19 protein-coding genes are annotated in these 22,107 nt (G+C 71.4%); 8 read left to right on the plus strand and 11 right to left on the minus strand.

What is annotated here, in order from left to right; all coding sequences use genetic code 11:
- Positions 1-118 precede the first annotated feature (118 nt).
- The 3 genes from ABZ883_RS34330 to ABZ883_RS34340 all read right to left on the minus strand — a co-directional run bounded on the left by ABZ883_RS34330 (position 119) and on the right by ABZ883_RS34340 (position 3,228).
- Positions 119-1,129 (minus strand): ACP S-malonyltransferase, encoded by a 1,011-nt coding sequence (locus ABZ883_RS34330; protein ID WP_360913273.1) that lies wholly within the window; start codon positions 1,127-1,129, stop codon positions 119-121.
- 243 nt (positions 1,130-1,372) lie between these two features.
- Positions 1,373-2,221 carry an ABC transporter permease gene (locus tag ABZ883_RS34335; protein ID WP_360913275.1) on the minus strand — a complete coding sequence of 283 codons (849 nt, stop codon included), beginning with the start codon at positions 2,219-2,221 and terminating at the stop codon, positions 1,373-1,375.
- Positions 2,218-3,228 (minus strand): ABC transporter ATP-binding protein, encoded by a 1,011-nt coding sequence (locus ABZ883_RS34340; RefSeq protein WP_360913277.1) that lies wholly within the window; start codon positions 3,226-3,228, stop codon positions 2,218-2,220. Before ABZ883_RS34340 ends, ABZ883_RS34335 begins: the two co-directional genes overlap by 4 nt.
- A gap of 449 nt (positions 3,229-3,677) precedes the next feature.
- Here ABZ883_RS34340 and ABZ883_RS34345 point away from each other — a divergent pair, with 449 nt between their 5' ends.
- From ABZ883_RS34345 to ABZ883_RS34360, 4 genes are all read left to right on the plus strand, one after another.
- Positions 3,678-4,253 (plus strand): hypothetical protein, encoded by a 576-nt coding sequence (locus tag ABZ883_RS34345; RefSeq protein ID WP_360913279.1) that lies wholly within the window; start codon positions 3,678-3,680, stop codon positions 4,251-4,253.
- Complete coding sequence (locus ABZ883_RS34350) at positions 4,250-4,924, plus strand: thioesterase domain-containing protein (RefSeq protein ID WP_360913280.1); 675 nt, start codon at positions 4,250-4,252, stop codon at positions 4,922-4,924. Before ABZ883_RS34345 ends, ABZ883_RS34350 begins: the two co-directional genes overlap by 4 nt.
- Positions 4,925-5,140: 216 nt before the next feature.
- Positions 5,141-6,544, plus strand: coding sequence for a class I adenylate-forming enzyme family protein (locus ABZ883_RS34355; protein ID WP_360913282.1), 1,404 nt, complete (start codon positions 5,141-5,143; stop codon positions 6,542-6,544).
- 64 nt (positions 6,545-6,608) lie between these two features.
- On the plus strand, positions 6,609-7,658 hold the full coding sequence (locus ABZ883_RS34360; RefSeq protein WP_360913284.1) for a sulfotransferase: 1,050 nt from the start codon (positions 6,609-6,611) through the stop codon (positions 7,656-7,658).
- A 41-nt stretch (positions 7,659-7,699) separates the two neighbouring features.
- Here the strand turns inward: ABZ883_RS34360 and ABZ883_RS34365 are convergent, their stop codons facing one another.
- From ABZ883_RS34365 to ABZ883_RS34385, 5 genes are all read right to left on the minus strand, one after another.
- A complete protein-coding gene (locus ABZ883_RS34365; protein ID WP_360913286.1) occupies positions 7,700-9,361 on the minus strand; it encodes an NAD(P)/FAD-dependent oxidoreductase in 1,662 nt (553 codons plus the stop codon).
- Positions 9,362-9,537: 176 nt separating this feature from the next.
- On the minus strand, positions 9,538-10,263 hold the full coding sequence (locus ABZ883_RS34370) for a 4'-phosphopantetheinyl transferase superfamily protein (protein WP_360913288.1): 726 nt from the start codon (positions 10,261-10,263) through the stop codon (positions 9,538-9,540).
- A complete protein-coding gene (locus ABZ883_RS34375; protein ID WP_360913290.1) occupies positions 10,260-11,216 on the minus strand; it encodes a metallophosphoesterase in 957 nt (318 codons plus the stop codon). Before ABZ883_RS34375 ends, ABZ883_RS34370 begins: the two co-directional genes overlap by 4 nt.
- Positions 11,197-14,088 (minus strand): AAA family ATPase, encoded by a 2,892-nt coding sequence (locus ABZ883_RS34380; RefSeq protein ID WP_360913292.1) that lies wholly within the window; start codon positions 14,086-14,088, stop codon positions 11,197-11,199. The genes ABZ883_RS34375 and ABZ883_RS34380 overlap by 20 nt, the downstream gene beginning before the upstream one ends.
- Positions 14,089-14,887: 799 nt before the next feature.
- Complete coding sequence (locus ABZ883_RS34385) at positions 14,888-15,388, minus strand: hypothetical protein (RefSeq protein WP_360913294.1); 501 nt, start codon at positions 15,386-15,388, stop codon at positions 14,888-14,890.
- 280 nt (positions 15,389-15,668) lie between these two features.
- On the opposite strand from ABZ883_RS34385, the gene ABZ883_RS34390 reads away from it, so the two are divergent.
- Entirely contained in the window at positions 15,669-16,772 is a 1,104-nt protein-coding gene (locus ABZ883_RS34390) for a Gfo/Idh/MocA family oxidoreductase (protein ID WP_360913296.1), read from the plus strand.
- A 41-nt stretch (positions 16,773-16,813) separates the two neighbouring features.
- On the opposite strand, the gene ABZ883_RS34395 is transcribed toward ABZ883_RS34390, so the two are convergent.
- Positions 16,814-17,800 carry an L-dopachrome tautomerase-related protein gene (locus tag ABZ883_RS34395; protein WP_360913298.1) on the minus strand — a complete coding sequence of 329 codons (987 nt, stop codon included), beginning with the start codon at positions 17,798-17,800 and terminating at the stop codon, positions 16,814-16,816.
- Positions 17,801-18,592: 792 nt separating this feature from the next.
- Positions 18,593-19,189: a TetR/AcrR family transcriptional regulator gene (locus ABZ883_RS34400; RefSeq protein WP_360913300.1), complete on the minus strand. Its 597-nt coding sequence runs from the start codon at positions 19,187-19,189 to the stop codon at positions 18,593-18,595.
- A 50-nt stretch (positions 19,190-19,239) separates the two neighbouring features.
- Here ABZ883_RS34400 and ABZ883_RS34405 point away from each other — a divergent pair, with 50 nt between their 5' ends.
- Entirely contained in the window at positions 19,240-19,941 is a 702-nt protein-coding gene (locus ABZ883_RS34405) for an SDR family oxidoreductase (RefSeq protein WP_360913301.1), read from the plus strand.
- 64 nt (positions 19,942-20,005) lie between these two features.
- On the opposite strand, the gene ABZ883_RS34410 is transcribed toward ABZ883_RS34405, so the two are convergent.
- The gene (locus ABZ883_RS34410; protein ID WP_360913303.1) at positions 20,006-20,962 is read right to left on the minus strand and encodes an oxidoreductase; all 957 of its coding nucleotides are present in this window, start codon (positions 20,960-20,962) and stop codon (positions 20,006-20,008) included.
- 96 nt (positions 20,963-21,058) lie between these two features.
- Here ABZ883_RS34410 and ABZ883_RS34415 point away from each other — a divergent pair, with 96 nt between their 5' ends.
- Positions 21,059-21,700: a TetR/AcrR family transcriptional regulator gene (locus ABZ883_RS34415; RefSeq protein WP_360913305.1), complete on the plus strand. Its 642-nt coding sequence runs from the start codon at positions 21,059-21,061 to the stop codon at positions 21,698-21,700.
- Positions 21,681-22,082: a PPOX class F420-dependent oxidoreductase gene (locus tag ABZ883_RS34420; protein WP_360913307.1), complete on the plus strand. Its 402-nt coding sequence runs from the start codon at positions 21,681-21,683 to the stop codon at positions 22,080-22,082. The genes ABZ883_RS34415 and ABZ883_RS34420 overlap by 20 nt, the downstream gene beginning before the upstream one ends.
- Positions 22,083-22,107: the final 25 nt, after the last annotated feature.

The following is a 22,107-nucleotide window of genomic DNA, read 5'->3' on the forward strand; positions in this document are numbered from 1 at the left end:
GTGGTGTTGTGGCTCCCCTAACCCCTCTGCGGGCAAACCCCCGCCCTGCGGGCCCCCGGGGGGGGGGGGGGCCCCCCCCCGGGGGGGGGGCCCCGGCCCTCCGCCGTTCGGCGCCGTGTCACGCGCCGCGCCGCTCCCGCTCCCGGGGGCGCTTCTTCGGCAGCCCCACCGTCACGACCTCGAACGAGTCCTTGGTGAGGTCGAGCCGGTGGAAGAGGTTGTCGGGCCCCGTGACGCACACCGTGCCGACACCGAGGCCCTGGAGACCCGCCACCACGTTCGGCCAGTGGATCGGCCGGTCGAAGGTGTCCAGCATCATCGCGCGCATCCCGGCGGCGTCGCGGACGACCGTGCCGTCCACGTCGTTCACCACGGGAAGCGCGGGATCGGCGAAGTCGTACGCCGCGAACACCTCCTCCTCGGCCTTGCGGCGCAGCTCCGAGAACGACGCGGCATGGACCGGCGGCCGCATCGCGTACATGGAGTAGCCGCCCGCGGCGCTGATGGCCGCCTTGAGCCCGTCGAGCTCCTTCTCCTGCACCGACAGCATGTGGAACCCGCTGTCGAGCCGTCCGGAGATGTCGTACCAGGCGCCGCGGTCGTCGAATTCCGCGAGGATCGCGTCGAACGGCTCCTGCGGCACGCGGACGAAGCAGTGGGTGACGACGTCCTGGTAGGCGTCGGCGAAGTACTCCTCCTCGCAGCGGGCGCACTCCGCGGTGAGCCGCACGACGTCCGCGAAGGACAGCGAGCCGGTGAAGGCGGCGGCGGCCTTCTGGCCGAAGCTGGGTCCGGCGCAGACGTCGGGGGCGTGGCCGAGGGCGTCCACGGCCCGGTCGGCCATGGCCATCGAGGCGATGAGGAAAGCGATCTGCGAATAGGTGGAGTAATCGTCCTCCGTGGCCCGGAAACGGTCGAAGAGCGAGTAGCCGAGCGCTTCGTCCGCCTCGGCGAGCCGCTGGCGCGCGTAGGGGTCCAGCAGCAGGAACTTCCCGATGTCGGAGAAGGACGAGGGCCCCATACCGGGAAACACGACGGCCGTGCGGGTGCGCTCCGCGCCGTCACCGGAATGCGGCTGCCGGGAAAGGGCGGTGATGTCGTTCTCGGGAGTCGGCTGTGAATTGCTCATGATGTGAATGCCTTTGCCGCCGGCCGGTCGCCCGGTCATGGTCGGTGTACGTCTGGAGCGGGTCGGGAAAGGGCGTTCGGACAAGGGGCCGCTTTTCGCCGTCCGTGCCGGACGTGCCGTACGTGCCGGACGAAAGCGGCCCCGCGCACCGGGCCGCGCGGTGCGCGCGGCCCGGTCCACGAGGCCCTGGGAGTTGCGGAATACGGAGGACGAAACAGGCGGAACGCGGACCGGCGGCGCGGATCAGTCCTGCGCCCGGCGCCGGAAGCCCAGGATGCCGATCGTCCCGAAGATCACGATCGCCGCGGTCAGCGCGCTCAGGTCCACCCACAGCGGGATCGAGGCGGGGCCGCCGGCCGGCAGCATCAGGTCGCGGATGCCCTCGCTCACGTAGGTCAGCGGGTTGAGGGTGCACAGCACCTGGTACCACCGCAGGTCCGTCAGGGCCCGCCACGGGAACTGGGTGCAGCCGGTGAACATCAGCGGGGTCAGCGTGACGGCGAAGACCACGCTGATGTGGCGGGCCGGGGCGAGGGTGCCGATGGTCAGTCCCACCGTGCTTCCGGCGAGCGCGCCCAGGAGCAGCACGCCCACGGTCGGCAGGAAGGTGTCCAGCGGCCAGGAGACGTCGTCCAGGACCAGCATGCCGATCGGGATCATCACCAGGGAGGCGACGACGCCGCGCAGCGCGCCGAAGACCATCTTCTCCACCGCGACCAGCGTGGTCGGGATCGGGGCGAGCAGCCGGTCCTCGATCTCCTTGGTCCAGGAGAAGTCGATGACCAGGGGCAGCGCCGTGTTCTGCAGGCTGACCAGGAAGCTGTTCAGCGCGACGACGCCCGGCAGCAGGACCTGCTGGAACCCGCCCCCGGTGAAGCCGAGATCGCCCAGCACCTTGCCGAACACGAAGAGGATGAAGAGCGGTTCCACGAGCACCTGCGCGAGGAAGATGCCCAGCTCGCGGCCGGTGACGAAGATGTCCCGCCAGAGGATGAAGAAGAACGTGCGGGTCGCCGTGCGCACTCCGGTGCGCTCTGGCCGCAGCTCCTCGGGGAAGCCGGCGACGGGGTCGGGGGCGGTGGTCGTGGTCATCGCAGCTCCCGGCCGGTCAGATCGATGAAGACGTCCTCGAGGGTGGCGGTGCCCACACTCAGGTCCTTGATGTCGCAACTGGCTTCCGCCAGGGCGGTGATGACCGTCGGCAGTACCGAGCCCGACGGGGCGTCGCTGTAGATGCGCAGGCGGACCGGGGACTGCGCGTCGGGCTGCTCCGCGGCATCCTCCTCGTTCTGCACCACCTCGACCCGCTCGACCGTCTCGATGCCCTCCAGCAGGCGCGTGACGCTCTCCGCCCCCGGCTGCGCGGGCTGCACGGTGACCGTGAGCGCGGTGCTGCTCAGGCTCTTCAGCAGCGCCTGCGGGGTGTCGAGGGCGAGCAGCCGGCCGTGGTCGACGATGCCGACGCGGTCGCAGAGCTTGGCGGCCTCGTCCATGTCGTGGGTGGTGAGCACGGTCGTCACGCCCCGCGCGCTCAGCTCCGCGATGCGCTCGTGGATGAACAGACGTGCCTGGGGGTCGAGCCCGGTGGACGGCTCGTCGAGGAACAGCACGTCCGGGCGGTGCATCAGGGCCCGGGCGATCATCACCCGCTGGGCCTGGCCGCCGGACAGCTCGTCGCCGCGGGCCTTGCGGCGGTCGGCCAGGCCGACCCACTCCAGGCACTCGTCGGCGAGCCGGTTGCGCTCGGAGCGGCTCATGCCGTGGTAGCCGGCGTGGAAGACGAGGTTCTGGCGCAGGTTCAGGGACCGGTCCAGGTTGTTGCGCTGCGGCACGACGGCGAAGGCGCGGCGCGCCCGCGCCGGGTGGGCCGCGACGTCGACGCCCTGGACGAACGCGCGGCCCGCCGTGGGGGCGACCCGGGTCGTCAGGACGCCGATGGTCGTCGTCTTGCCCGCTCCGTTCGGCCCGAGGAAACCGAAGACCTCGCCCCGGCCCACCGAGAAGCTCAAGCCGTCCACCGCGGGCCGGTCGCGTCCCGGGTATTTCTTGACCAGCCCGTCCACCACTACGGCGGAATCCGTGGTCTGATGTGATGTCATTGACGCCTACGAATCGTGCGGGACGCGGCAACGGCAGTCCGGGGATTCGCACGGGAATGTCGTGTGACCGGCCGCGCGTCGAGCGCCGACTGAAGAGGACATGGATGGTGCGCATCCTGTCTAGCACAAGGGTTTTCGCGGTACCCCGATTCCCTGTCGATCTAGGGGGCGGCGGGGAATGGTAAGGGGGGAATAGGGGCTGTCCCGCCCTTTCCCGCATTGCTTTTCCGGTCGCGTCGGCAAACATTGAGGAAAGTAGTGTTGCGGCCCGCTCGGGAATCCCTCTAGCATCGCGGCGTGATCGCGCCGAATTGCATCTCCGGAAATGAATTTCCGGTGGGTCGCGCCTGTGCGGTCCTTCCCGCGGGCCCCGGGTCACCGGGGCGGGCGGTGCCGTGCGCGACCGGCGCCACTGCTCTCCGCACACTTCCCCCGGGCAAGGAGGCCCCGTGAAGGCACTCGTCGTGCCGGCGAACGGACCGGTCCTCCGGCAGGTCCTGCGCGGCATCGCCGACGCGGGCGTCGTGGACGTGGGTGTCGTCGTCGCCGGCCCGGACGACGGCGTCAAGGCAGAGGCGGGGGACGGCTCCCGCTTCGGCATCAGCATCACCTACCTGCCCGGGCAGCCCCGGCACTCGGGCACGATCGGTGCCGTGCGCAGTGCCCGGGAGTGGCTGGCCGACGACGACTTCGTGCTGTGCGCGGGCGGCGCGTTCCCGCCCGGCGGGATCGTGGAACCCCTGGAGGAGTTCCGGGTCCGGCGGCCCGCCGCGCAGATCATGGCGGACCGGGCCCCGGGTCCGTCGTCCTGGGACGTGTACTTCTTCACTTCCGCACTCCACACGGCCGTGGAGGAGGCCGAGCCCTCGGCCGCGGGCGGCGCCGAACTGTCCGACGCCCTGCGGTGGCTGTACGACCGGGGCCTCGGTGTCACCGCGTGCACGAGCCCCGCCGGTGAGCGCGGCGAACCGGACGGTGACGGCTCCGCGCTCGGGGCGGCCGGGGCGGGACCGGCCGAGGGATGACGTCCGGGGCCGGCGGCCGCCTCCGTGCCGTCACGGACGTCGCGTTCGACGATGTCGTGCTCATCCGGATCGAGCAGCCGGCCGTGCCGAGCCGGTACCGGCTGGTCTGCTTCCCCGACGCGGGGAACTCCTCGGTGTGCTACCTCGCCATGTCCGAACTCCTGCTGCCCACCGTCGAGTTGCTCATCGTCCAGTACCCGCTGGCGGAGCCGGGGGAGGAGGAGCCGGCCGCGCCCTGCCCCGGCCTCGCCGACAAGATCTACGACGCGGTGCGCGAATGGACGGACCGCCCGCTGGCCCTGTTCGGCCACCGTCTGGGAGCCGAACTCGCCTACGGCGTCGCGCAGCGGCTGGAGCGGGAGACCGACACCGGGCCGCTGACGCTCTTCGTGTCCGGCCGCCCCGGTCCCGGCCACCGCGGATTCCTGGGGCCGCCCGCCCTCCAGTGCCGCGTCGTCGCCCTGACGGGGGACCACGACCCGCAGGCGCCGCTGCCCGGCGTACGGGCCTGGCGGCGCTGCACGGCCGGGCCGTTCGACCTGGAGGTCTTCCCCGGCGCGCCCGGCTACCTCGACTCGCACCGCCGCGAGGTCGTCAACCTCGTGCACGACCAGCTCATCTCGCTCCACGGACCCGAGCCCGACCGCATCGCGCCGAAGCAGGGGCCGTAGGGGGCGGAACAGGGGTACCCCGCGATGTGCCCTGGTCCCTAGCGTGACGGGTGGAGAACCGCGTCCACGGGACGGGACCGACAGCACCTCCGCGCAGCGCGGCGCGCACCCCCGCGATCCACCCCCCTGTGAACGGGTCCGGACCCGCCGTCGGCACCGCGCAGACCACGTCAGCACCGGCCACGTTCGGCCCAGAGGAAGGACTCAGTGCCACCGATGACCGCGATGATCTTTGCAGCAGACTCGGTACGGCCCGTCGAGGAGTTCGAGCAGGACGCCCTCCGCGTCGCCGATGTGCTCCGGGAACACGGGATCGGCCTCGGCGACCGCGTCATGCTGAAGGCCGGCAACTCGGCGAGCTGGATCTGCGTCCTGTACGCGCTGATGGAGGTCGGAGCCTCCATCGTCCTCGTCGACCAGCAGGAGCACGTCGAGGAGACCCGCCGCATCGCCCTGCGCACCGGGGTCAAGGTCACCATCGTCGACGACGAGACCCCCATCGACCAGGGCGCCGACCCCGTCTACCTGTACGAGCTGATGGTCGCCACGGCGGGCCTGCCCCCCGTGCCGGGCACCCTGTCCTTCGACGCCTGGGGCGAGCTGCCCGACGGCCTGATCATGTGGACCTCCGGCTCGACCGGCTCGCCCAAGGGCGTGGTCAAGTCCGGTGCGAAGTTCCTGCGCAACCTGCGCCGCAACGCCGAGCAGGTCGGCCACCGCCCGGACGACGTCCTGATGCCGCTGCTGCCCTTCGCCCACCAGTACGGGCTGTCGATGGTGCTCATCGCCTACCTCACCCGCTGCTCCCTGGTCATCGCGCCCTACCGGCGGCTGGACCGGGCCCTGCGCATGGGGCGCGACGCCAAGGTCACCGTCATCGACGCCACCCCCTCCAGCTACCGCAGCATCCTGAGCCTGGTGACCCGCAAGCCGGCGCTGCGCGAACACATCGCCGGCACCCGGATGTTCTGCGTCGGCGCGGCGCCGCTGGACGCCCCGCTCGTGGCGGATTACGTCGAGGAGTTCGGCCTCCCCCTGCTGGACAGCTACGGCTCCACCGAACTGGGCAACATCTCCTTCGCCACCCTCGACAACCCCGTCGCCTGCGGTCGTGCCATGGACGGCATCCGGCTGAGGATCGTCGACGAGGACGGCCGAGAGGTGGCCGCGGGACAGCCCGGCGAGATCGAGGTCGACACCCCCGACGCGTTGGAGGGCCAGATCGCCGACGACGGCTCCGTCGTCCCCAACCCCACCGGATGGCAGCGCACCGGGGACCTCGGGCACCTCGACGACGGCGGCAACCTCCACGTCCTGGGACGCAAGTTCGCCGTCCACCGCATGGGCTACACGCTCTACCCCGAGCTGATCGAGCGGAAGGTGGCGGCCGAGGGCTGCCCCACCCGGATCGTGCCGCTCCCCGACGAACTGCGCGGCTCCCAGCTGGTCTTCTTCGTCGAGGACGAGGAGCAGCGGGACGCCGGCTACTGGCGGGAGCGGCTGTGCTCGGTGCTGCCCGCCTTCGAACAGCCCAACCGGGTCGTCGTGCTGGAGCAGTTCCCGCTCAACCGCAACGGCAAGCCCGACAAGAAGCAGCTCGCGCGGATGGCCGCCGAGTGAGAAAGCGTTCCCCGCCCCGGAAGCCGCGGCGGGGAACGGCAAGAAACGAAAGGTGAGTCGGCTGATGCCCGATAAGCTGACTTTTGTCGTCGGTACCGGACGCTGTGGTTCCACGGCGCTGTCCGCGGTGGTGAACCTGCACCCGGACATCCTCAGTCTCAACGAGCTGTTCGCCAGCGTCACCGATCCGGCGGCGCTCTCCGAAGAGCCGCTGAGCGGTGCCGAGTTCTGGACCCTTCTGACCACACCCAACTGGGTCAGCGACACCCTGGTCCGCAACGGCGCCCCGCCGTCGGAGTTCCTCTACAACCGCCACCCCGAGTGGCGCTACTCCGCCGCGACCACCGGCATCCCCGCCATCAGCATGATGGTCCTGCCGCACCTCACGGACGACCCCGACGGGCTGCTGGACGAGCTGGAGCCGCAGATCAGCGCGTGGCCCGCCCGCCCCGCGCCGCTGCAGTGGCAGGCCTTCTTCTCCGTCCTCGCCGAACGGTTCGGCGCCACCGGCGCCGTCGTCGAACGATCCGGGCTCTCCCTGGGCAACGTCGGGACGCTGCGCGCCCTCTTCCCGCAGGCGCGCTTCGTGCACCTGTACCGCAGCGGTCCCGACTGCGCCCTGTCCATGAGCCGGCACATCGCCTTCCGCATGATCCCGATGATGCTGGAGATCGCGGAACGGTGCGGCGTGGACTCCCCGTACGAGCTGACCGCGGAGCACTTCGCCCAGGTCCCGCCCGACCTGGCCCCGCTGCTGACGGGCACGTACGACCCCGCCCTCATCATGGACCGGCCGATCCCGCTCCCCGTCTTCGGCGACATGTGGTCGCGCTGGATCGTCGACGGCGTGCGGAACCTGGAGGAACTCCCCGCCGGCATCCGCACCTCGCTCTCCTACGAGCACCTCCTGGCGGAGCCGCGCGAGGAGCTGACCCGGCTGGCGGCCTTCATCGGCGTCGAGGCCCGCCCCGACTGGCTGGAGGCCGCCGCCCGCCTCCTCGACGGCGACGGCCGCCGCGGCTCCGCGGGCCGGCTGGACCCCGCTGAACTGGAGGCGCTGCGCGCGTCCTGCGCCGAGGGCACCGCGGCCCTGGCGGGCACGGCCGCCGCATAGGACCGTCGCGGCACGGCGTCCGCGCCGGAGAATCCCGGACCTCAGCAGTCGTAGGGCAGATCGAGGGGCGCGAGCGCCTCGAAGAGGTCACCGGGGCCGGGATTCTCCGGACGCGTGGCGCCGCCCAGGTGCTCCAGGACGCCCCACACCGCGTTCAGCGCCGTCGTGACCGCGCCCTCGGCGAAACCGGCCGTCCAGGAGACGTCGTCGCCGCACAGGAAGAAGCCGCGCTCCGCGGCGGGCAGACCGCGCTGCATGAACTGGGTGAACAGCCGCCGCTGGTAACGGTAGTGTCCCGGCAGGTTCGCCTTGAACGCGCCCATGAAGTGCGGCTCGGTCTCCCACGTGATCGTGAGCGGGTCGCCGACGACATGGGAGCGGATGTCGAGCCCGGGGTAGACGAGGGCGAGCTTGTCCAGCAGGACGTCCAGCCGCTCGGCCGGATCCAGCGTGGCCATCTTCAGCGAGTCGTCGTTCCACGTGTACGACAGGCACATCACGCCGGGGCGGTCCGGACCGTCGTCGAAGAGGTAGACCCCGCGCGGCATGCGGTCCGTCAGCGTCATGCTCATCACCGGCTCGCCGGTGAGCGGGTCCGGGTCGTGCCAGAACGGCCGGTCGGTCAGTACGAACAGCTTGGACGCACCCATGTAGTGGGTGCGTTCCACCGCGGTCCACAGCGGCGCGGTCAGCAGTGCCGGGTCGCACTCCACCCGGTTCAGCAGGGTCCACAGGTGCGGGGTGTACACCACCGCGTCGAACCGTTCGCCGTGCCCGGAGGCGTCGGTGACGCGGAAGCCGTCGCCGTCCCGGACGACCGAGCGCACCCGGGGCCGGGCCGCACCGCCGTGCAGGGACGCCAGCGACGTCCCCGCCGGCCAGTGCGCGCACTGCTCCGGCCGGTGCTCCCACAGGCCGTACGGCAGCCGCTGGGAGCCGCCGGTGATGGCGACCTGGTTGTCGTCGGCCTCCGTGTAGACCACCCGCAGGATCTCCAGCAGCGAATTGGGGAAGTCGGTGTCCCAGCCGCCGGTGCCGAAGCCCACCTGGCCGAAGATCTCCCGGTGCCGGAACGACTGGAACGCCGAACTGGTCGCGAGGAAACCGTAGAAGGACTGGTCGTCGAACTCCCGGACCAGCCGGTTCCACACCCGCTTCAGGGTCTCGGTGTCGCGCCGCTGGACGGCGTCCCGCATCGTGGAGAGTTCGGCGCGCTCCTGCAGCGCCTTCTCCCACGCGGACGCCACCTGCACGTAGACATCGGGGAGGTCGTCGGCCACCCGCGCCCGGTGCCGCTCGCCCATGAGGTGGATCATCGTGCTCGGCGTGCTCGGCGCCAGCGGGTTGGGGAACGGGGTGGTGTGCAGCCCCAGCAGGTCCACATAGTGGAACAGGGACCGGGCGGAGAGCGGGAAACGCATCGCCCCCATCTCCGCCACGCGGTCCGGCTGCCCGGGGAACGGCACCGAGCGCATGCGGCCGCCGATCTGCTCCGCCTCGTACACGACGGGCCGCAGGCCCAGGCGCATCAGCTCGTACGCCGCGGTCATGCCCGCCATCCCCCCGCCGACCACGGCCACCGGGGACCCCAGGCGCTCCGGCGGGAGGGTGCCGAGCCCGGCCGGATGGCGGAGCCAGCCGTCGTACGAGAAAGGGAAGTCCGGCACGAGCATGGTGACGGGGGCCGGGCTGACTGACGTCATCGGGAATACCTCTCGGGCCGATTCCACGGCGCTTCCAGGAAACCGGAGACCAGTCGAGCGGGAGCCGGGGATCGCAGCGCCGGGCCGCGGGCCCCGGGTTCGGGACGCCGCGGCCCGCGGCTGCGCAGTCGCGCCAGGCAATGACGCTATTTCGGCGGGAGTCGGGGCAACAACCCCTATGGACCCTGGTAACCGACCGTGCCCGCACGGGTTTCCGGCTCCGCCGCGCCGAGAGCGGCCGGGAAGCCGATGGCCGTGACGACCAGTCCCCGGTCCGCGAGCCAGCGGCCGGTGAAGCGCTCGACCAGGCGGCCGTCGGGGGCGCGCCGCGGCCGCAGGATGCGCGCCGAGAACGTGCCCTGCGGCCGGGCGGCCGCACCGTCCTGCTGGAACGCGATGTCGGCGTCCTCGAAGTCCAGCTCGGTGCCCAGCAGCGGGTACCAGGTCTTGTAGACGGCCTCCTTCGCGCTGAACAGCAGGCGGTCGCGGCTGAACCGCGGCACGGCGCCGCCCGCGCGGACCCAGGCCAGCTCGCCCGGCAGCGCGATCGACTCCAGTACACCGCCGGGCAGCGGCAGGTCGGGCTCGGCGTCGATCCCGATCATCGCCAGGTCGGTGTCCCGGGCCAGTGCCGCCGCCCGGTAACCCTCGCAGTGGGTCATGCTGCCGACGACCCCGGCCGGCCACCGCGGGACGTTGCGCACGCCGGGCAGCACGGGGACCGGCGGCATCCCGAGGGCGGCCAGGGCACGCCGGGCGCAGGCCCGCACCGTGGCGAACTCCTCGCGGCGCCGGTCCACTGCCCGCGCGACGACCGCGGCCTCCTCGGGGTACAGCGCCGCGGAGTCGTCGGGCCCGAAGACCTCGCTGGTGGCCGCCCCGGGCAGCAGTGCCTCGATCATGACCGCCCCTCCAGGACTCCTGGGACTCCGGGTGCCGCGGCCGTTCTCGGCTGCTGGCCCGTGTACGGCAGGATCTGCCGCAGCAGCCCCTTGGGGTGGCCGCGGCGCCGCCACTCCCGCGGGTAGCCGATCGACACCTCCTCGAACCGCACCCCGTCGTACCAGGTGGTCCGCGGGATGTGCAGATGCCCGTAGACCACGGCGGCGGTGCTGAACCTGCGGTGCCAGTCGGCGGTCAGCACCGTGCCGCACCACTGGGCGAACTCCGGGTGCCACAGCACGTCCGTGGGCTGGCGCACCAGCGGGAAGTGGTTGACCAGCACCAGCGGCACCGACGGGTCCTGCGCGGCCAGCCGCCGCCGGGTCTCGGCCACCCGGGCCCGGCACCAGTCGTCACGGCCGCGGTAGGGGTCGGGGTGGAGCAGGTACTCGTCCGTGCACACCACACCCGCCTCGTGCGCCCGGGCCAGCGACTCCTCCTTGGTCGACGTGCCCTTCACCCGGAACGTGTAGTCGTAGAGCAGGAACAGCGGCGCCACCCGCACCGGCCCGCCGGCGCCCTCCCACAGCGGCCACTCGTCCTCCGGGGTGAGCACGCCCAGCCCCCGGCACATCTCCACCAGGTACCGGTAGCGCTCCTCGCCCCGCAGCTGCACCGCGTCCTCGCGCGGAGTCCACAACTCGTGGTTGCCGGGCGCCCACACGACCTTCGCGAACCGCCCGGCCAGCAGACCGAGGGCCCACGCGATGTCCTCGGTGAGCTCGCCGACGTCACCGGCCACGATCAGCCAGTCGTCGTCGTGGGAAGGCCGCAGCGACTCCGTGATCGGCCGGTTGTCGGCCATGCCGACATGCAGGTCGCTGACGGCGAGCAGCCTCGGGCCGGGAGACGGCGCCCCTCCCGTCGAGAGGGGGGCGCGGGATACGGCGGGGTCAGGCGATATGGGCGACATCGAGGTCCAAACTGACGGGCAGGTCCCTGCGGTGAGAGATGTTGATCTTCCGGTAGACGCGGGTCAGATGCTGTTCGACGGTGCTCACCGTGATGAAGAGCTTCGCCCCGATCTCCCGGTTGGTGTAACCCTGTGCGGCCAAGGAGGCCACCCTGCGCTCCGCGTCCGTCAGCGCCGCGGCCGCCGCCGTCGCCGGCGGCAGTGCCCGCTCGGGCACCTTCGGCGCGGCCTGGCCCGGCTGCTCGGACTGCAGGGACTGACGCAGCTTGTGGGCGCCGCAGCTCTCGGCGATCCGCCACGCCCTGCGGATGTGCAACTTGCTCTGGACCGGGTCGCCCAGCTGCTTGTGAGCCTGCCCCAGGTCACTCAGGGCGCGCGACAACTCGTAGCGGTCGCCGTTCGCCTGGAGGAGCGAGACCGCCTCCGAGAGCAGGGGCACCCGCTCGCCGAGAGGCCGAGCCGCCGCCAGCACGCGCAGCGCCGTCCCGCGGGCCCGCGGACCGGCGTCACGGGTGAGCTGCTCCCGCGCGAAGTGCTCCACCTGGTCGCGGCTCCCCAGCGCGAGCCATGCCTCCGCGACGCCGACCCGCCAGGGCGCCAGCGTGGCGCGGTCCATGCCCCAGCGCCTCATCAGCCGGCCGCACGTGGAGAAGTCCCGCAGGGCGGCGTGCGGACGGCCCGTCTCCAGCTCGTGCCGGCCCCGGGCGTACAGGTACTGCACCCCGTAGCGGGTCGCGAACATCTCCTCGGGCACCGGCCGGCCCACGATCTCGGCAGCGACCTCGTGGTCGCCCATCGCGGTGCTCGCCTCGATCAGGACCGACAGCGGGGCGCCGATGCCCACGCCCCAGCAGTGCGGGGGCAGATCCTCCAGGGCCTCCTCGGCCAACTGCCGCGCCTGCGTCAAGTGGCCCTGACGCAGCGCCATGTGCGCCCGGACGGTGCGCAGGATCGCCGTCGAACTCGCGGGCCAGCGGGCCGTGACCTCCGCCAGCAGCCGGTCGGCCCATTGCATCGCCGTCCCCAACTGGTCGGCGAAGACGAGAGCGAGCAGGCAGGACTGCACGGTCGGCTCGGTCTCCTCCGTCAGACGGAGCGCGGCCAGGATCCGGTCGGCGGTGTCGCAGAGGCGGCCGTCCTCCCGTGCCGGCGATGTCCCGCCCCCGGCGGGGTCGTCGGCGAGCGCGTCGTGCAGCGCCGTCGCCGCCGCCAGCCGGCTCTCGTCCGGCCGCGACACCGGGACGTCCGCCGCGCTGCCGTACAGCGGGGCGAGCGTCGCGTCGACCCGCTCCAGGACACCGGGGAACGTGCTCAAAAGAATGGAACGCAACCACCGTACTTCCGCCGCGAGTTCGGCGTCGGGCTGGGACGCCGACCCGGCCACGTGCCGCATCGCCATGACCGCGTCGTCCGTCCAGCCGTTCCACAGCAGGTCGCCCACGAGCCGCAGCGCGTCGGCCGCCGGCAGCTGACCGGCACGGACCGTCCCGGTGAGGGAACGGACCTGCCGCGGCCACGCGGAGGGCGTGACCCGCCAGATGAACCTGGCCAGGGCGATCCGCACCTGCGCACGCTCGCGTTCGCTCCGGCAGCAGCCCTCGGCCATGCGCAGGCAACTCACCGCGAGGTCCACCCGCCCGGCGGCCATCGCCTCACGGGCGGCGTCCGCCAGCACCTGCGGCGCCCACTCCTCGTCCGGTGGCGACGTGGCGTGCCCCAGCAACTGCTCCGCGACGAGCAGCGGCGGGGCGCCGTCCTCGTACAGCAGGCGGGCCGCGCGCCGGCGCAGCCGCGTCACCCCGTCGTCGTCCAGGCTCTCCACGACCGCCGTCCGCACGCCGGCGTGCCGGAACCGGCCGTCGTCCAGGACGCCCGCGTCGTCCAGGGCGGACACCACTTGCAGGACCGCCCTCTCCTCGACCTCCACCAGCCGGGCCAGCAGCGGCAGCGGGGTCACGCCGCCCAGCAGGGCGATCCCCTGGGCGACACGCAGGCCGTCGGCCCCGACGCGGTGGACGATCAGCAGCGCGCTGCGGAGGAACCGCTCGCCCGCGGCGGGCGACCCGTCCGCGGTGCCGTCGCCGGGCTGAGCCGGCGGGCGTTCGTGGGAGAAGTGGTCCTCGGCCATGCCGTGGACGAGCAGCGGATTCCCACCGGTGGCGGCGTGCACCGCATCGGCCGGCCGGCCGGTGGCCGCGGTGCCGGCGGGGCCCTCGCCCGGCTCGCCTCCGTGCGCCCGCGCGGCGAGCAGCCGCTCCACCCCGGCGACGCTCAGCGGGCCGACTCGCACGTGCAACCCCCGCATGGGGTGCAGGAGTTCCATCAGCGCGCCGGGCGGTCTGCGGCGCGTGTCGGCACCGATGGTCACGATCGCCGACACGGCCCCCGGGCCCGACGACGGGAACCGGCGCAGCGCGTACGACAGGACCTGCAGCGACTCGGTGTCGGCGTACTGCACATCGTCCAGGGCGATCAGGACGGGTCCTCGCGCGGACATCCTGCCCAGTTCGGCGTTGAAGCACTGCAGGACCTCGGTCGCCACCGGTTCCCCGCTCGCACGCGTGCCGCCCATCCCCGACGCTTCGGCCAGTAAGGGCGGCAGGGAACCAGGTTCGGGTTCCCTCGGATCGCGGAGCAACTGCTCCATCACACCGAACGGTATCGAGTGTTCCGCGGGGGAGCCGACAGCGGTGAGCAGCCCGTGCTCCGCGACCGCGCGGTCCTCCAGGACCCGGTGGAGCAGTGCCGTCTTCCCGGACGCCACCGGCCCGCTGATCACGGCTATCCGGTCGGACCCGAAGGCCGTTCCGGAGCTCCGGCCGGATGCGAAGGCGACGAGGCTTGCGATCTGTCCATTTCGTTCCACTAGCATGACGTCAGACCCTCCGCAATGCGTTGTGAAATAGCGCCACGGTGGGCGTGTTTTCCGTTGTCCGGCCACTGTGCCTGGTTCCGTGGACGGGATCGCGAAAATGACGCGGCGGTAACATAGAGAAACTCGCAGGTGCTCACAAGGCGCATTTCGACACCCCCGGTCATTTCATTCCGGCCCCGTTCCGGACTGTATCAACGTCCCGAGCGCGTCGGCATCTCAATCTGTCGCCCGGGTATTGCCGCACAGTGAGCATCCGATGGACGTCCGGTAGCCGGGAGGATGTGTGTTGTCACAGGTCATGGGGGCTGGGCGGAGGGAACAAGAATCGGAACCTCAATAGAACCTCAAATGCGGAATGCAGCCGTCTGGAACCGGGCGTGGGAAGGCGTTCCAGGCAGGGCCCAGGATGGGGGAAAATGGGGATGAGCGACGCACCCGCACGCGGAGGGCCCGAATTGATCGCTCGCGGCTCCGAGTCGAACAGGTGGCGTGAAATACGCTCACAAGAGCGCCGGGGCGCTCTATCCGCATCGGTGGAGCGTCATGATCTTACGCACAGCTCCTCGCGGACCTATACCTGATCAGCGGTGAGGAAGATCACGTTTCCACCGACAAGTGCCGACCCCCCGCACTCGGTTGTGTGCAGGCCCGATGCTTCACGAGGCAGGGACCACGCAGCGAATCCCGGGGCGGAGGAGGCGAACTGCCGCTCGCCGCGTCGAAGTCGGGCGGCCAGGTCGCCGGCGGGCCGCCCGTACCGTCGGATCCGGCTTCCCCGCCGCCGCGCGGCGGCGTCCTATCGGCCTGCGTGCCCGCGGCCTTGGGGGAACTGCCCCAGGTGGACCGCACGGTGGATCACGGCGGCCAAGTCGTGCATGTCCTCGGTGAAGGTGTCGACGCGGATCCGGCGTCCGCTGTGCAGCTGGATCTCGCACGTCGAGCCCATGCCCCGGGCTTCGGCAAGCGGCCGGTCGTCACCGCTGGACGTACCGACCCGGGCGACGTCCTCCCATGGCACGAGGGTGGCGGTGCCTGCCACACGGTAGGTGAACCCGCGCTCGTGGACGTCGAAGCACTGCTCCCGGGTACGAAACGCCTGCACCAGGCGCCAGATCCCCAGACCCCACCCCACCAGGCCGACACCGAGCAGCAACCCCGCCAGTTCCGGAGCCCCCTCGGTGGTGCCCACCGATGCGACCGTCACCGGAATCCCGAACGCCGCGCCGACGGTCCCGACCGCCAGGCAGATCCCTGCCTGCCGCAGGCGCCGCGCACCGTCGGTACGGTGCTCGCGCACGAACCCCCCTAACTGCCTGGCTGCCTCCGTGCGCCTCATGCCGCCCCCCTCGCTGGTTGTGGACATTTCAATCTAGGCCCGCCTCGCCGAGTCAACCACCCCTGCAGTCAGGCGTTGTTGACATCGCAGGACGGGAATCGGCGGCCAGGACGGTCGCGGGTGGCACCGCCATCAGGACGCGGCTGTCCGGGAACGGCGCCGTCACGCCCAGGCCCGTCGCGGCGCGCGGCACAGGCCACCGGGTTAGACTCGCGCCCCGGACGCGGGAAGGAGCGGACAGGTGAGCGCAGCACCCATACGGTTCGGCATCGTGGGCAGTGGCTGGCGGGCCGAGTTCTTCGTGCGGCTGGCGAGGGCGCTGCCCGAACGGCTGGCGGTGGCCGGCGTGGTGACGCGCTCGGCCGAACGGGCCGCCCAGGTGGAGGCGGAGTGGGGTGTGCCCGCCTTCCGGACGGTCGGCGAACTGTGCCGCCGCGAACCGGAGTTCGTGATCCCGTCGGTCCCGTGGGAGGCCTCGCCCCAGGTCGTGCGGGAACTCGTCGAGCACGGCGTGCCGGTGCTCGCGGAGACACCGCCGGCGCCCGACGCGGACGGGCTTCGGCGGCTGTGGGACGCCGTGGGGGGCGCGACGCGCGCCGGGGGCGGCGCACTCGTCCAGGTCGCTGAGCAGTACACGCTGATGCCGGGCCACGCCGCCCGCATCGCCCTCGTACAAGAAGGGGTCATCGGCGAGGTCACGTCCGTCCAGGTGTCCTCGACCCACATGTACCACGCGATGTCGCTGATCCGGCACACACTGGGTGTGGGCTGCGGGCCCGCGACGGTGACGGCCCGGGCCTTCACCGCACCGCTCGCCGACCCGCTGTCCCCCGGCGGCTGGTCGGACGACCTCACGCCCAAGGACGCCGTCACCACCCTCGCACTCCTGGACTTCGGCGGCGCCCGTACGGGCCTGTACGACTTCACGGACAACCAGTGGTGGAATCCGCTGCGCGCCCGCCGGATGGTGGTGCGCGGCTCGCTCGGCGAGATCGTGGACGACACGGTGGTGCGGATGGCTGATCCGCGCACACCCGTGGAGTCCCCGCTGCTGCGTCGTCGCACCGGCACCGACCTCAACCTCGAAGGGGCGGAGGTGCACCACATCTCGTTCGACGGACGGGTGGTGTGGCGCAACGACTACCTCGGCGCGAGCCTGTCCGAGGACGACCTCGCCGTGGTGGACCTGCTGTGCCGCACCGGCGCCTGGGTCCGGGACGCCGGTCCGGAACCGTATCCGCTGGCCGAGGGCTGCCAGGACCATCTGCTGGCACTGGCGGTGGAGGAGTCGGCGCGCACGGGGGCGCCGGTGACCACCGCGGTGGAGGCATGGGCGGCCCGCTGATCCCGCGCCGGCCGCCCCGGCCCCGCCCATGACGGCGGGGTCTACCGCCGGGCGGGCCCACCGTCGACCGGGATCCGGTAGAGCACGTACGGCTTGCGCCGGAGGTCGACGCCGGCGTTGTAGGCCGCCTGCCGGTTGAGCTGATTGGCCATCACGTAGAGGTTCCGGTCGTAGCCGATCGACAACGTGTCGGGCCAGATCAGCCGCTTGTCGTGGACCAGGGTGCGGAAGCGCCCGTCGGTGTCGCGGAACACCAGCGAGTTGTGCTCGATGTCGCCTCCGTACACGCGGCCCGCGCTGTCCGTCTCCAGCCCGTCCGACATCCCCTTCTTGCCGAGATCGCGCACGGTCTTCGCGATCCGGGAATCCGGTACCCGGCGGTCGGTCAGACCGCTGGTCGGCACCGAGTACAGCGTGCGGCTGGAAAGGGGGCAGTAATAGAGGGTCTTGCCGTCCGGGCTCAGCGCGATGCCGTCCGACCCGATGTTGATGGGGCTGGTGGGGCCGTGCGCCGGCCGGTTGAGCATCCGCTTCCCGTCGATGACGGGGACGAAGTCCGGCACGGGGCGCACCGAGGGCACGTTGTTGAGCCGCCGCCAAGAGGTCCCGGAGGCCAGATCCACGACGATCAGACCGTTGGGGCCGTCCGAGGAGGCGTCCGTGAGATAGGCGGTGCCTGCCTTGCCACGGCTGAGGTCGAGCCGGACGTCGTTGACGAAACTACGGGGCCCGGCGACCTGACGGGGCAGCAGGATGGTCCGGACGACCTTGTTGGTGCGCAGGTCTATGGCGACGAGCTTGGGGCCGCCCACGGGTGCGTTGCCGAACTGGATGCGTCCGGTGTCCACCACCCACAACCGGTCGGCCGCGTCGACGACGACGCTCTGCACCCCGAGGAAGTGGTGCGCGGGATCATGTGTGTCGGCGGTGTTGATCTCGCGGTTCGGGTAGGGGACGGCCTTTCCGTCACGCACTTCGGCGACGGAGAAGGGCACCTTGTCGCCCCAGTGGGGAAAGTTCACGAACACGCGGCCGGTGCGTGAGACGGTCACCCCTGTGGGCATTGCCCCGTCGAACTCGGCAACGGGTTCCAGGCGTTCCTTTCTCTGCGTGGGGGAATCGGTCGGCGAGCTTGCTCGGGCGCCCTGCGTGACACCGCCACCGATACAGAGGGCCGCCAGCAGTGCGATGACGCCGCGGCTCGATAGTGAGTTACCAGTCATGTCCTGCTCCTGTTCCTGAATTCGAGGAACGGGTAATTCCAGCTGATGATGTGCGATGACCGAAGTACCCAAAATCTATGACCTGTGCGTTGGGTTCGCAAGTAGAACGTTTGGGAGCGGACCGCCGGTGGTGCGGCCGGTGCACACGCTGAGCGTCTGTTCAAAAACTCTCCGGAATTCGCGGACCGGATATTAGTGCTCGGCTGCGTCCAGGGCAAATGCGGATTACATCTGCGCAGGTGGGAGGCGGTGTCGCCCAGGCTGTCCGGAGTGAGTCGGACTCTGCAGGCCGGCTGTCCCCGTAGCACTTCCATGAACTCGGCAAATAGCCGCCATACCAAGTATTTATTGGACTCGCGGGCGGCCGGAGGAGAAGCTGGTTATCGTGCGACGACCCGGGGTCGTGAATTCGGCACTGCTCTTTCCGGGGAGTGCCATGCCCGTCGCGGGAAACATCGCACCGTCCTTTCGCCGGGCCGACGCCGCCGTATGTTCTCGTCGACAAGGCAGGGGAGATTTCCGATCCAGCCATCGTCGGGCCGCACGGCAATATCGGGCCGGGTGGACGAACGCTGGGCAGCGTGGACCCCGCGAGCTTCAGTCCATTCCCGCCGTGTCCAGCAGGGCCGCGGCGGTGCCTGTGGCCAGCCCGCCCAGGCTTTGGGCCTGGGCCGCGACGCGGGCGCTGGATCCGTCGAAGACGACGGTGAGTTGGCGGGCGAGGAGATCGGGGTCGTGGGCGCCGCCGCGCCGGGCTTCCTCGCGGAAGAAGTCGGTGAGGGCGTCCTTGTAGCGCCGCGCGACCACGCTGGCGGGGTGCTCGGGCTTCTTGAGCTCGAACGCGGTCGCCAGGAACGGGCACCCGAGGTACTCCGGTGATGTCGACAGCGACTCGAGCCGGTCGAAGACGTACATGATGCGATCGCGCGGTGGCAGGTCGGTCCCCGGGGCGGGCAGCACCTGGCTCAGGTAGTCGGAACCGGCGCGGTCAAGGCTGGCCGCCAGGACGTCGTCCTTGCTCGCGAAGAGCTGGTACATCGACCGCTTGGAGACCCCGGCAGCCCGGCACAGCGCCTCGATGCCGACGTGGACGCCCTCCTGGTAGAAGAGCACGGCCGCGGCATCGAGGAGCCGCTCGCGCGTCGGAGTCGCCGCCGCGGCGGCCGCGGGCGAGGCAGGTGTGCTGGACGTCATGGAAGTGAGCTTACGCCTTGTGTTGCCGAGCGGAAACCGATCGGTTTACGGTGACTGCAATCGCAGGTTCGACTGTTCTCGTCACCGGAGGCAGCAGAGGCATCGGCCGGGCCTTGGTCGAGGCCCTGTACGCCCGGGGGGCCAAGAAGGTCTACGCCACCGCCCGTGACCCCCGCACCATCACCCACCCCGGCGCCGTCGCGCTGCCTCTGGAGCTCACCGACCCCGCCGCGGTGGCCGCCGCAGCGGCACAGGCGCAGGACGTCACCATCCTGATCAACAACGCCGCCGGAGCCGTGGAGGCATCGTTCCTGACCTCCCCGGTGGACGACATCCGCCGGGAGTTCGACACCAACTTCTACGGCCCGCTGCTGATGACCCAGGCCTTCGCCCCGGTCATCGAGGCCAACGGCGGCGGCCACCTGCTCAACGTGCACTCCGTCCTGTCCTGGGTCGCGCTCGCCGGTTCCTACAGCGCCTCCAAGGCGGCGCTGTGGTCCCAGACCAACTCGCTGCGTCTGGAGCTGAAGCCACGCGGCATCACCGTCACCGGGCTGCACGTCGGTTACGTGGACACCGACTTGGCGGCGCACATCGATGCCCCGAAGACGTCCCCGGAGAGTGTCGCGGAGCAGGCGCTGGACGGGATCGAGGCCGACGCGTACGAGGTGCTGGCCGACGAGCTCTCCCACCAGGTCAAGGCGGGTCTGACTGCCGACCTCGCGGTCCTGTACCCGCAACTGGCCGGCTGACCGGAGCGTCCCGCCGTACCGCCTCCCGGGCCGGGTCCCCCGAACCATCACGGGGGACCCGGCGTCAGGCGGAGGGCAGCCCGGTTCCGGGGAACGAGACCCCGGTCAGCTCCTCGGACATCGCCCACAGCCGGCGCTGGAGCGACGTGTCGTAGGAGGGCCCGCTCGACCGGACGGCCTTCGGGTAGCCCCTGCTCTGCTGGAATCCGCGCGGGCCGTAGAAGTCGCCTCCCCGGACGCCCGGGTCCGTCGCGGCACGCAGGACGGGCAGGGCCCCCATCGCGGGGGACTGGAGGAGGAGCGGCCGGACGGCCGCGAAGGCCGTACGGGTGAGAGCGGACGCATGCGTCATCGCGTCCTTGGAGCCCGAGGTGTCGGCGCCGCCGGGATGTGCGGCGACGGCGAGCGGCCCGCCCGGGGGCAGCCTGCGCTGGAGTTCGTAGGTGAACAGCAGATTGGCCAGCTTGGAATGCCCGTACGCGGCAGTCCGGTTGTAGGGCCGGGTGCGCCAGTCGAGGTCGGCCAGGTCGATGGGACCTCCCATGCGGTGGCCGGCGCTGCTGAGGGTGACGACGCGCGAGCCGGTGGAAGCGGGCAGCAGGTCGAGCAGCAGCCCGGTGAGTGCGAAGTGCCCCAGATGGTTGGTCCCGAACTGGAGCTCGAAGCCGTCGGTAGTCGTCCCGTGCGGGGTGTACATCACGCCGGCGTTGTTGATCAGCAGATCGATCCGGGAGCAGCTGCCGCGCAACTCGTCGGCGGCATCGCGGACCGAGGCCAGGGAGCCCAGATCCAGGCGCAGCACACGCACCTCCGCGGCGGGCAGTGCGGAGGTGATCTCGGCTGCGGCCCGTTTGCCCCTGTCCGGGTCGCGGACCGCGAGGATCACGCAGGCGCCACGCCGCGCGAGCGCCGTGGCGGTCTGGAAGCCGATGCCGGTGTTGGCGCCGGTGACGACGACGGTGCGACCGCGCTGGTCGGGTATGCGGTCTGCGGTCCAGCGTGCGGGGGCCGGTCGGGGCATGGAGTCTCCACGTGTGGAGCGGGGACGGCCCGGGTTCGGGTCCGCCACGAGGTAAATGCTATTCACCTCGTGGTTAATAGTGTTAACCTCGGAGATGTGACAGTCAACAGGCGCCCCAGCGGCACCCATCACGGAGATCTGCGCAACGCGCTGGAGGAGGCCGCGCTCGCCTTGGTGGCGGAACGCGGCCCGCACGGCTTCACCCTCGCCGAGGCGTGCCGGAGGGCCGGGGTGAGCGTGTCCGCGCCCTACAAGCACTTCGCCGACCGGGATGCCCTGCTGGCTTCTCTGGCGCTGAAGGGCTACCAGGAACAGCAGCGCCGCTACCGAGCGGCACTGGCCTCCGGGACCGACCCCGCCGAACAACTGGCCGCGTTCGCCGCCGCCTACGTGCGCTTCGCCGCGGAGGAACGCGCACTCTTCGACATCACGTTCCTGGCCGGCCTCGACAAGACGCGCCACCCCGAACTGGCTCAGGCGGGCAGCGCCCTGCACGACGACCTGATGCCGGTCACCAGCCGGATCGCCGGCGACCCGGAGGAGGCGTTCGGCCTCCTCGTCCGCATCTCCGCCGCCGCCCACGGCCTCGCCCTGTTCCTGCAGCAGGACATGCTGCCCGGCACGTGGAACACCTTGGCAGCGGTCGAGGCGCAGGCCGCACGCACGGCCCGCGCCCTCATCGACCAACTGGCCCGCCCCACCAGCGCGGAGGGCGCCCGTGTCCACCACGACCGATGACTTCGCGCGCGCCCTCGACCGCATCGGCCGGGGCAGGTACGTCAGCCTGACCACGCTCCGCAGGGACGGACGCACGGTCGCCACCCCTGTCGGCTGCGTCGTCCGCGACGGCATCCTGTACGCCTTGACCCCGCCGGGCTCCGGCAAGGTCAAGCGCATCCGCAACAACCCCCACGTCACGCTCGCGCCTTGCACCATGCACGGCACGGTCCCCGCCGGCGCCCCCGTCACCGCGGGCACGGCCCGGCTCCTCGACGAGGCGGGGACCGCTCGCGTACGCGAGCTGATGCGGAAACGGTTTCTCATGTATCGCGCGGTGCTCCTCGCCGACCGGATCCTGGGCCGCGAACGCCCACTGGTTGCGATCGCCGTCTCCGCGTGACCGCCCAGCGGGGTGGTCGGCCGCA

The sequence above is a fragment of the Streptomyces sp. NPDC046977 genome (genome assembly GCF_040644455.1).
Classification (GTDB): domain Bacteria; phylum Actinomycetota; class Actinomycetes; order Streptomycetales; family Streptomycetaceae; genus Actinacidiphila.

Excerpts from the sequence above, each read along its gene's own strand:
- ABZ883_RS34340 (WP_360913277.1), bottom strand. The coding sequence starts at position 3,228 with ATGACATCACATCAGACCACGGATTCCGCCGTAGTGGTGGACGGGCTG.
- ABZ883_RS34375 (WP_360913290.1), bottom strand. The coding sequence starts at position 11,216 with ATGTCGCCCATATCGCCTGACCCCGCCGTATCCCGCGCCCCCCTCTCG.
- ABZ883_RS34365 (WP_360913286.1), bottom strand. The coding sequence starts at position 9,361 with ATGACGTCAGTCAGCCCGGCCCCCGTCACCATGCTCGTGCCGGACTTC.
- ABZ883_RS34370 (WP_360913288.1), bottom strand. The coding sequence starts at position 10,263 with ATGATCGAGGCACTGCTGCCCGGGGCGGCCACCAGCGAGGTCTTCGGG.
- ABZ883_RS34350 (WP_360913280.1), top strand. The coding sequence starts at position 4,250 with ATGACGTCCGGGGCCGGCGGCCGCCTCCGTGCCGTCACGGACGTCGCG.
- ABZ883_RS34355 (WP_360913282.1), top strand. The coding sequence starts at position 5,141 with ATGACCGCGATGATCTTTGCAGCAGACTCGGTACGGCCCGTCGAGGAG.
- ABZ883_RS34335 (WP_360913275.1), bottom strand. The coding sequence starts at position 2,221 with ATGACCACGACCACCGCCCCCGACCCCGTCGCCGGCTTCCCCGAGGAG.
- ABZ883_RS34330 (WP_360913273.1), bottom strand. The coding sequence starts at position 1,129 with ATGAGCAATTCACAGCCGACTCCCGAGAACGACATCACCGCCCTTTCC.
- ABZ883_RS34380 (WP_360913292.1), bottom strand. The coding sequence starts at position 14,088 with ATGCTAGTGGAACGAAATGGACAGATCGCAAGCCTCGTCGCCTTCGCA.
- ABZ883_RS34400 (WP_360913300.1), bottom strand. The coding sequence starts at position 19,189 with ATGACGTCCAGCACACCTGCCTCGCCCGCGGCCGCCGCGGCGGCGACT.
- ABZ883_RS34410 (WP_360913303.1), bottom strand. The coding sequence starts at position 20,962 with ATGCCCCGACCGGCCCCCGCACGCTGGACCGCAGACCGCATACCCGAC.
- ABZ883_RS34360 (WP_360913284.1), top strand. The coding sequence starts at position 6,609 with ATGCCCGATAAGCTGACTTTTGTCGTCGGTACCGGACGCTGTGGTTCC.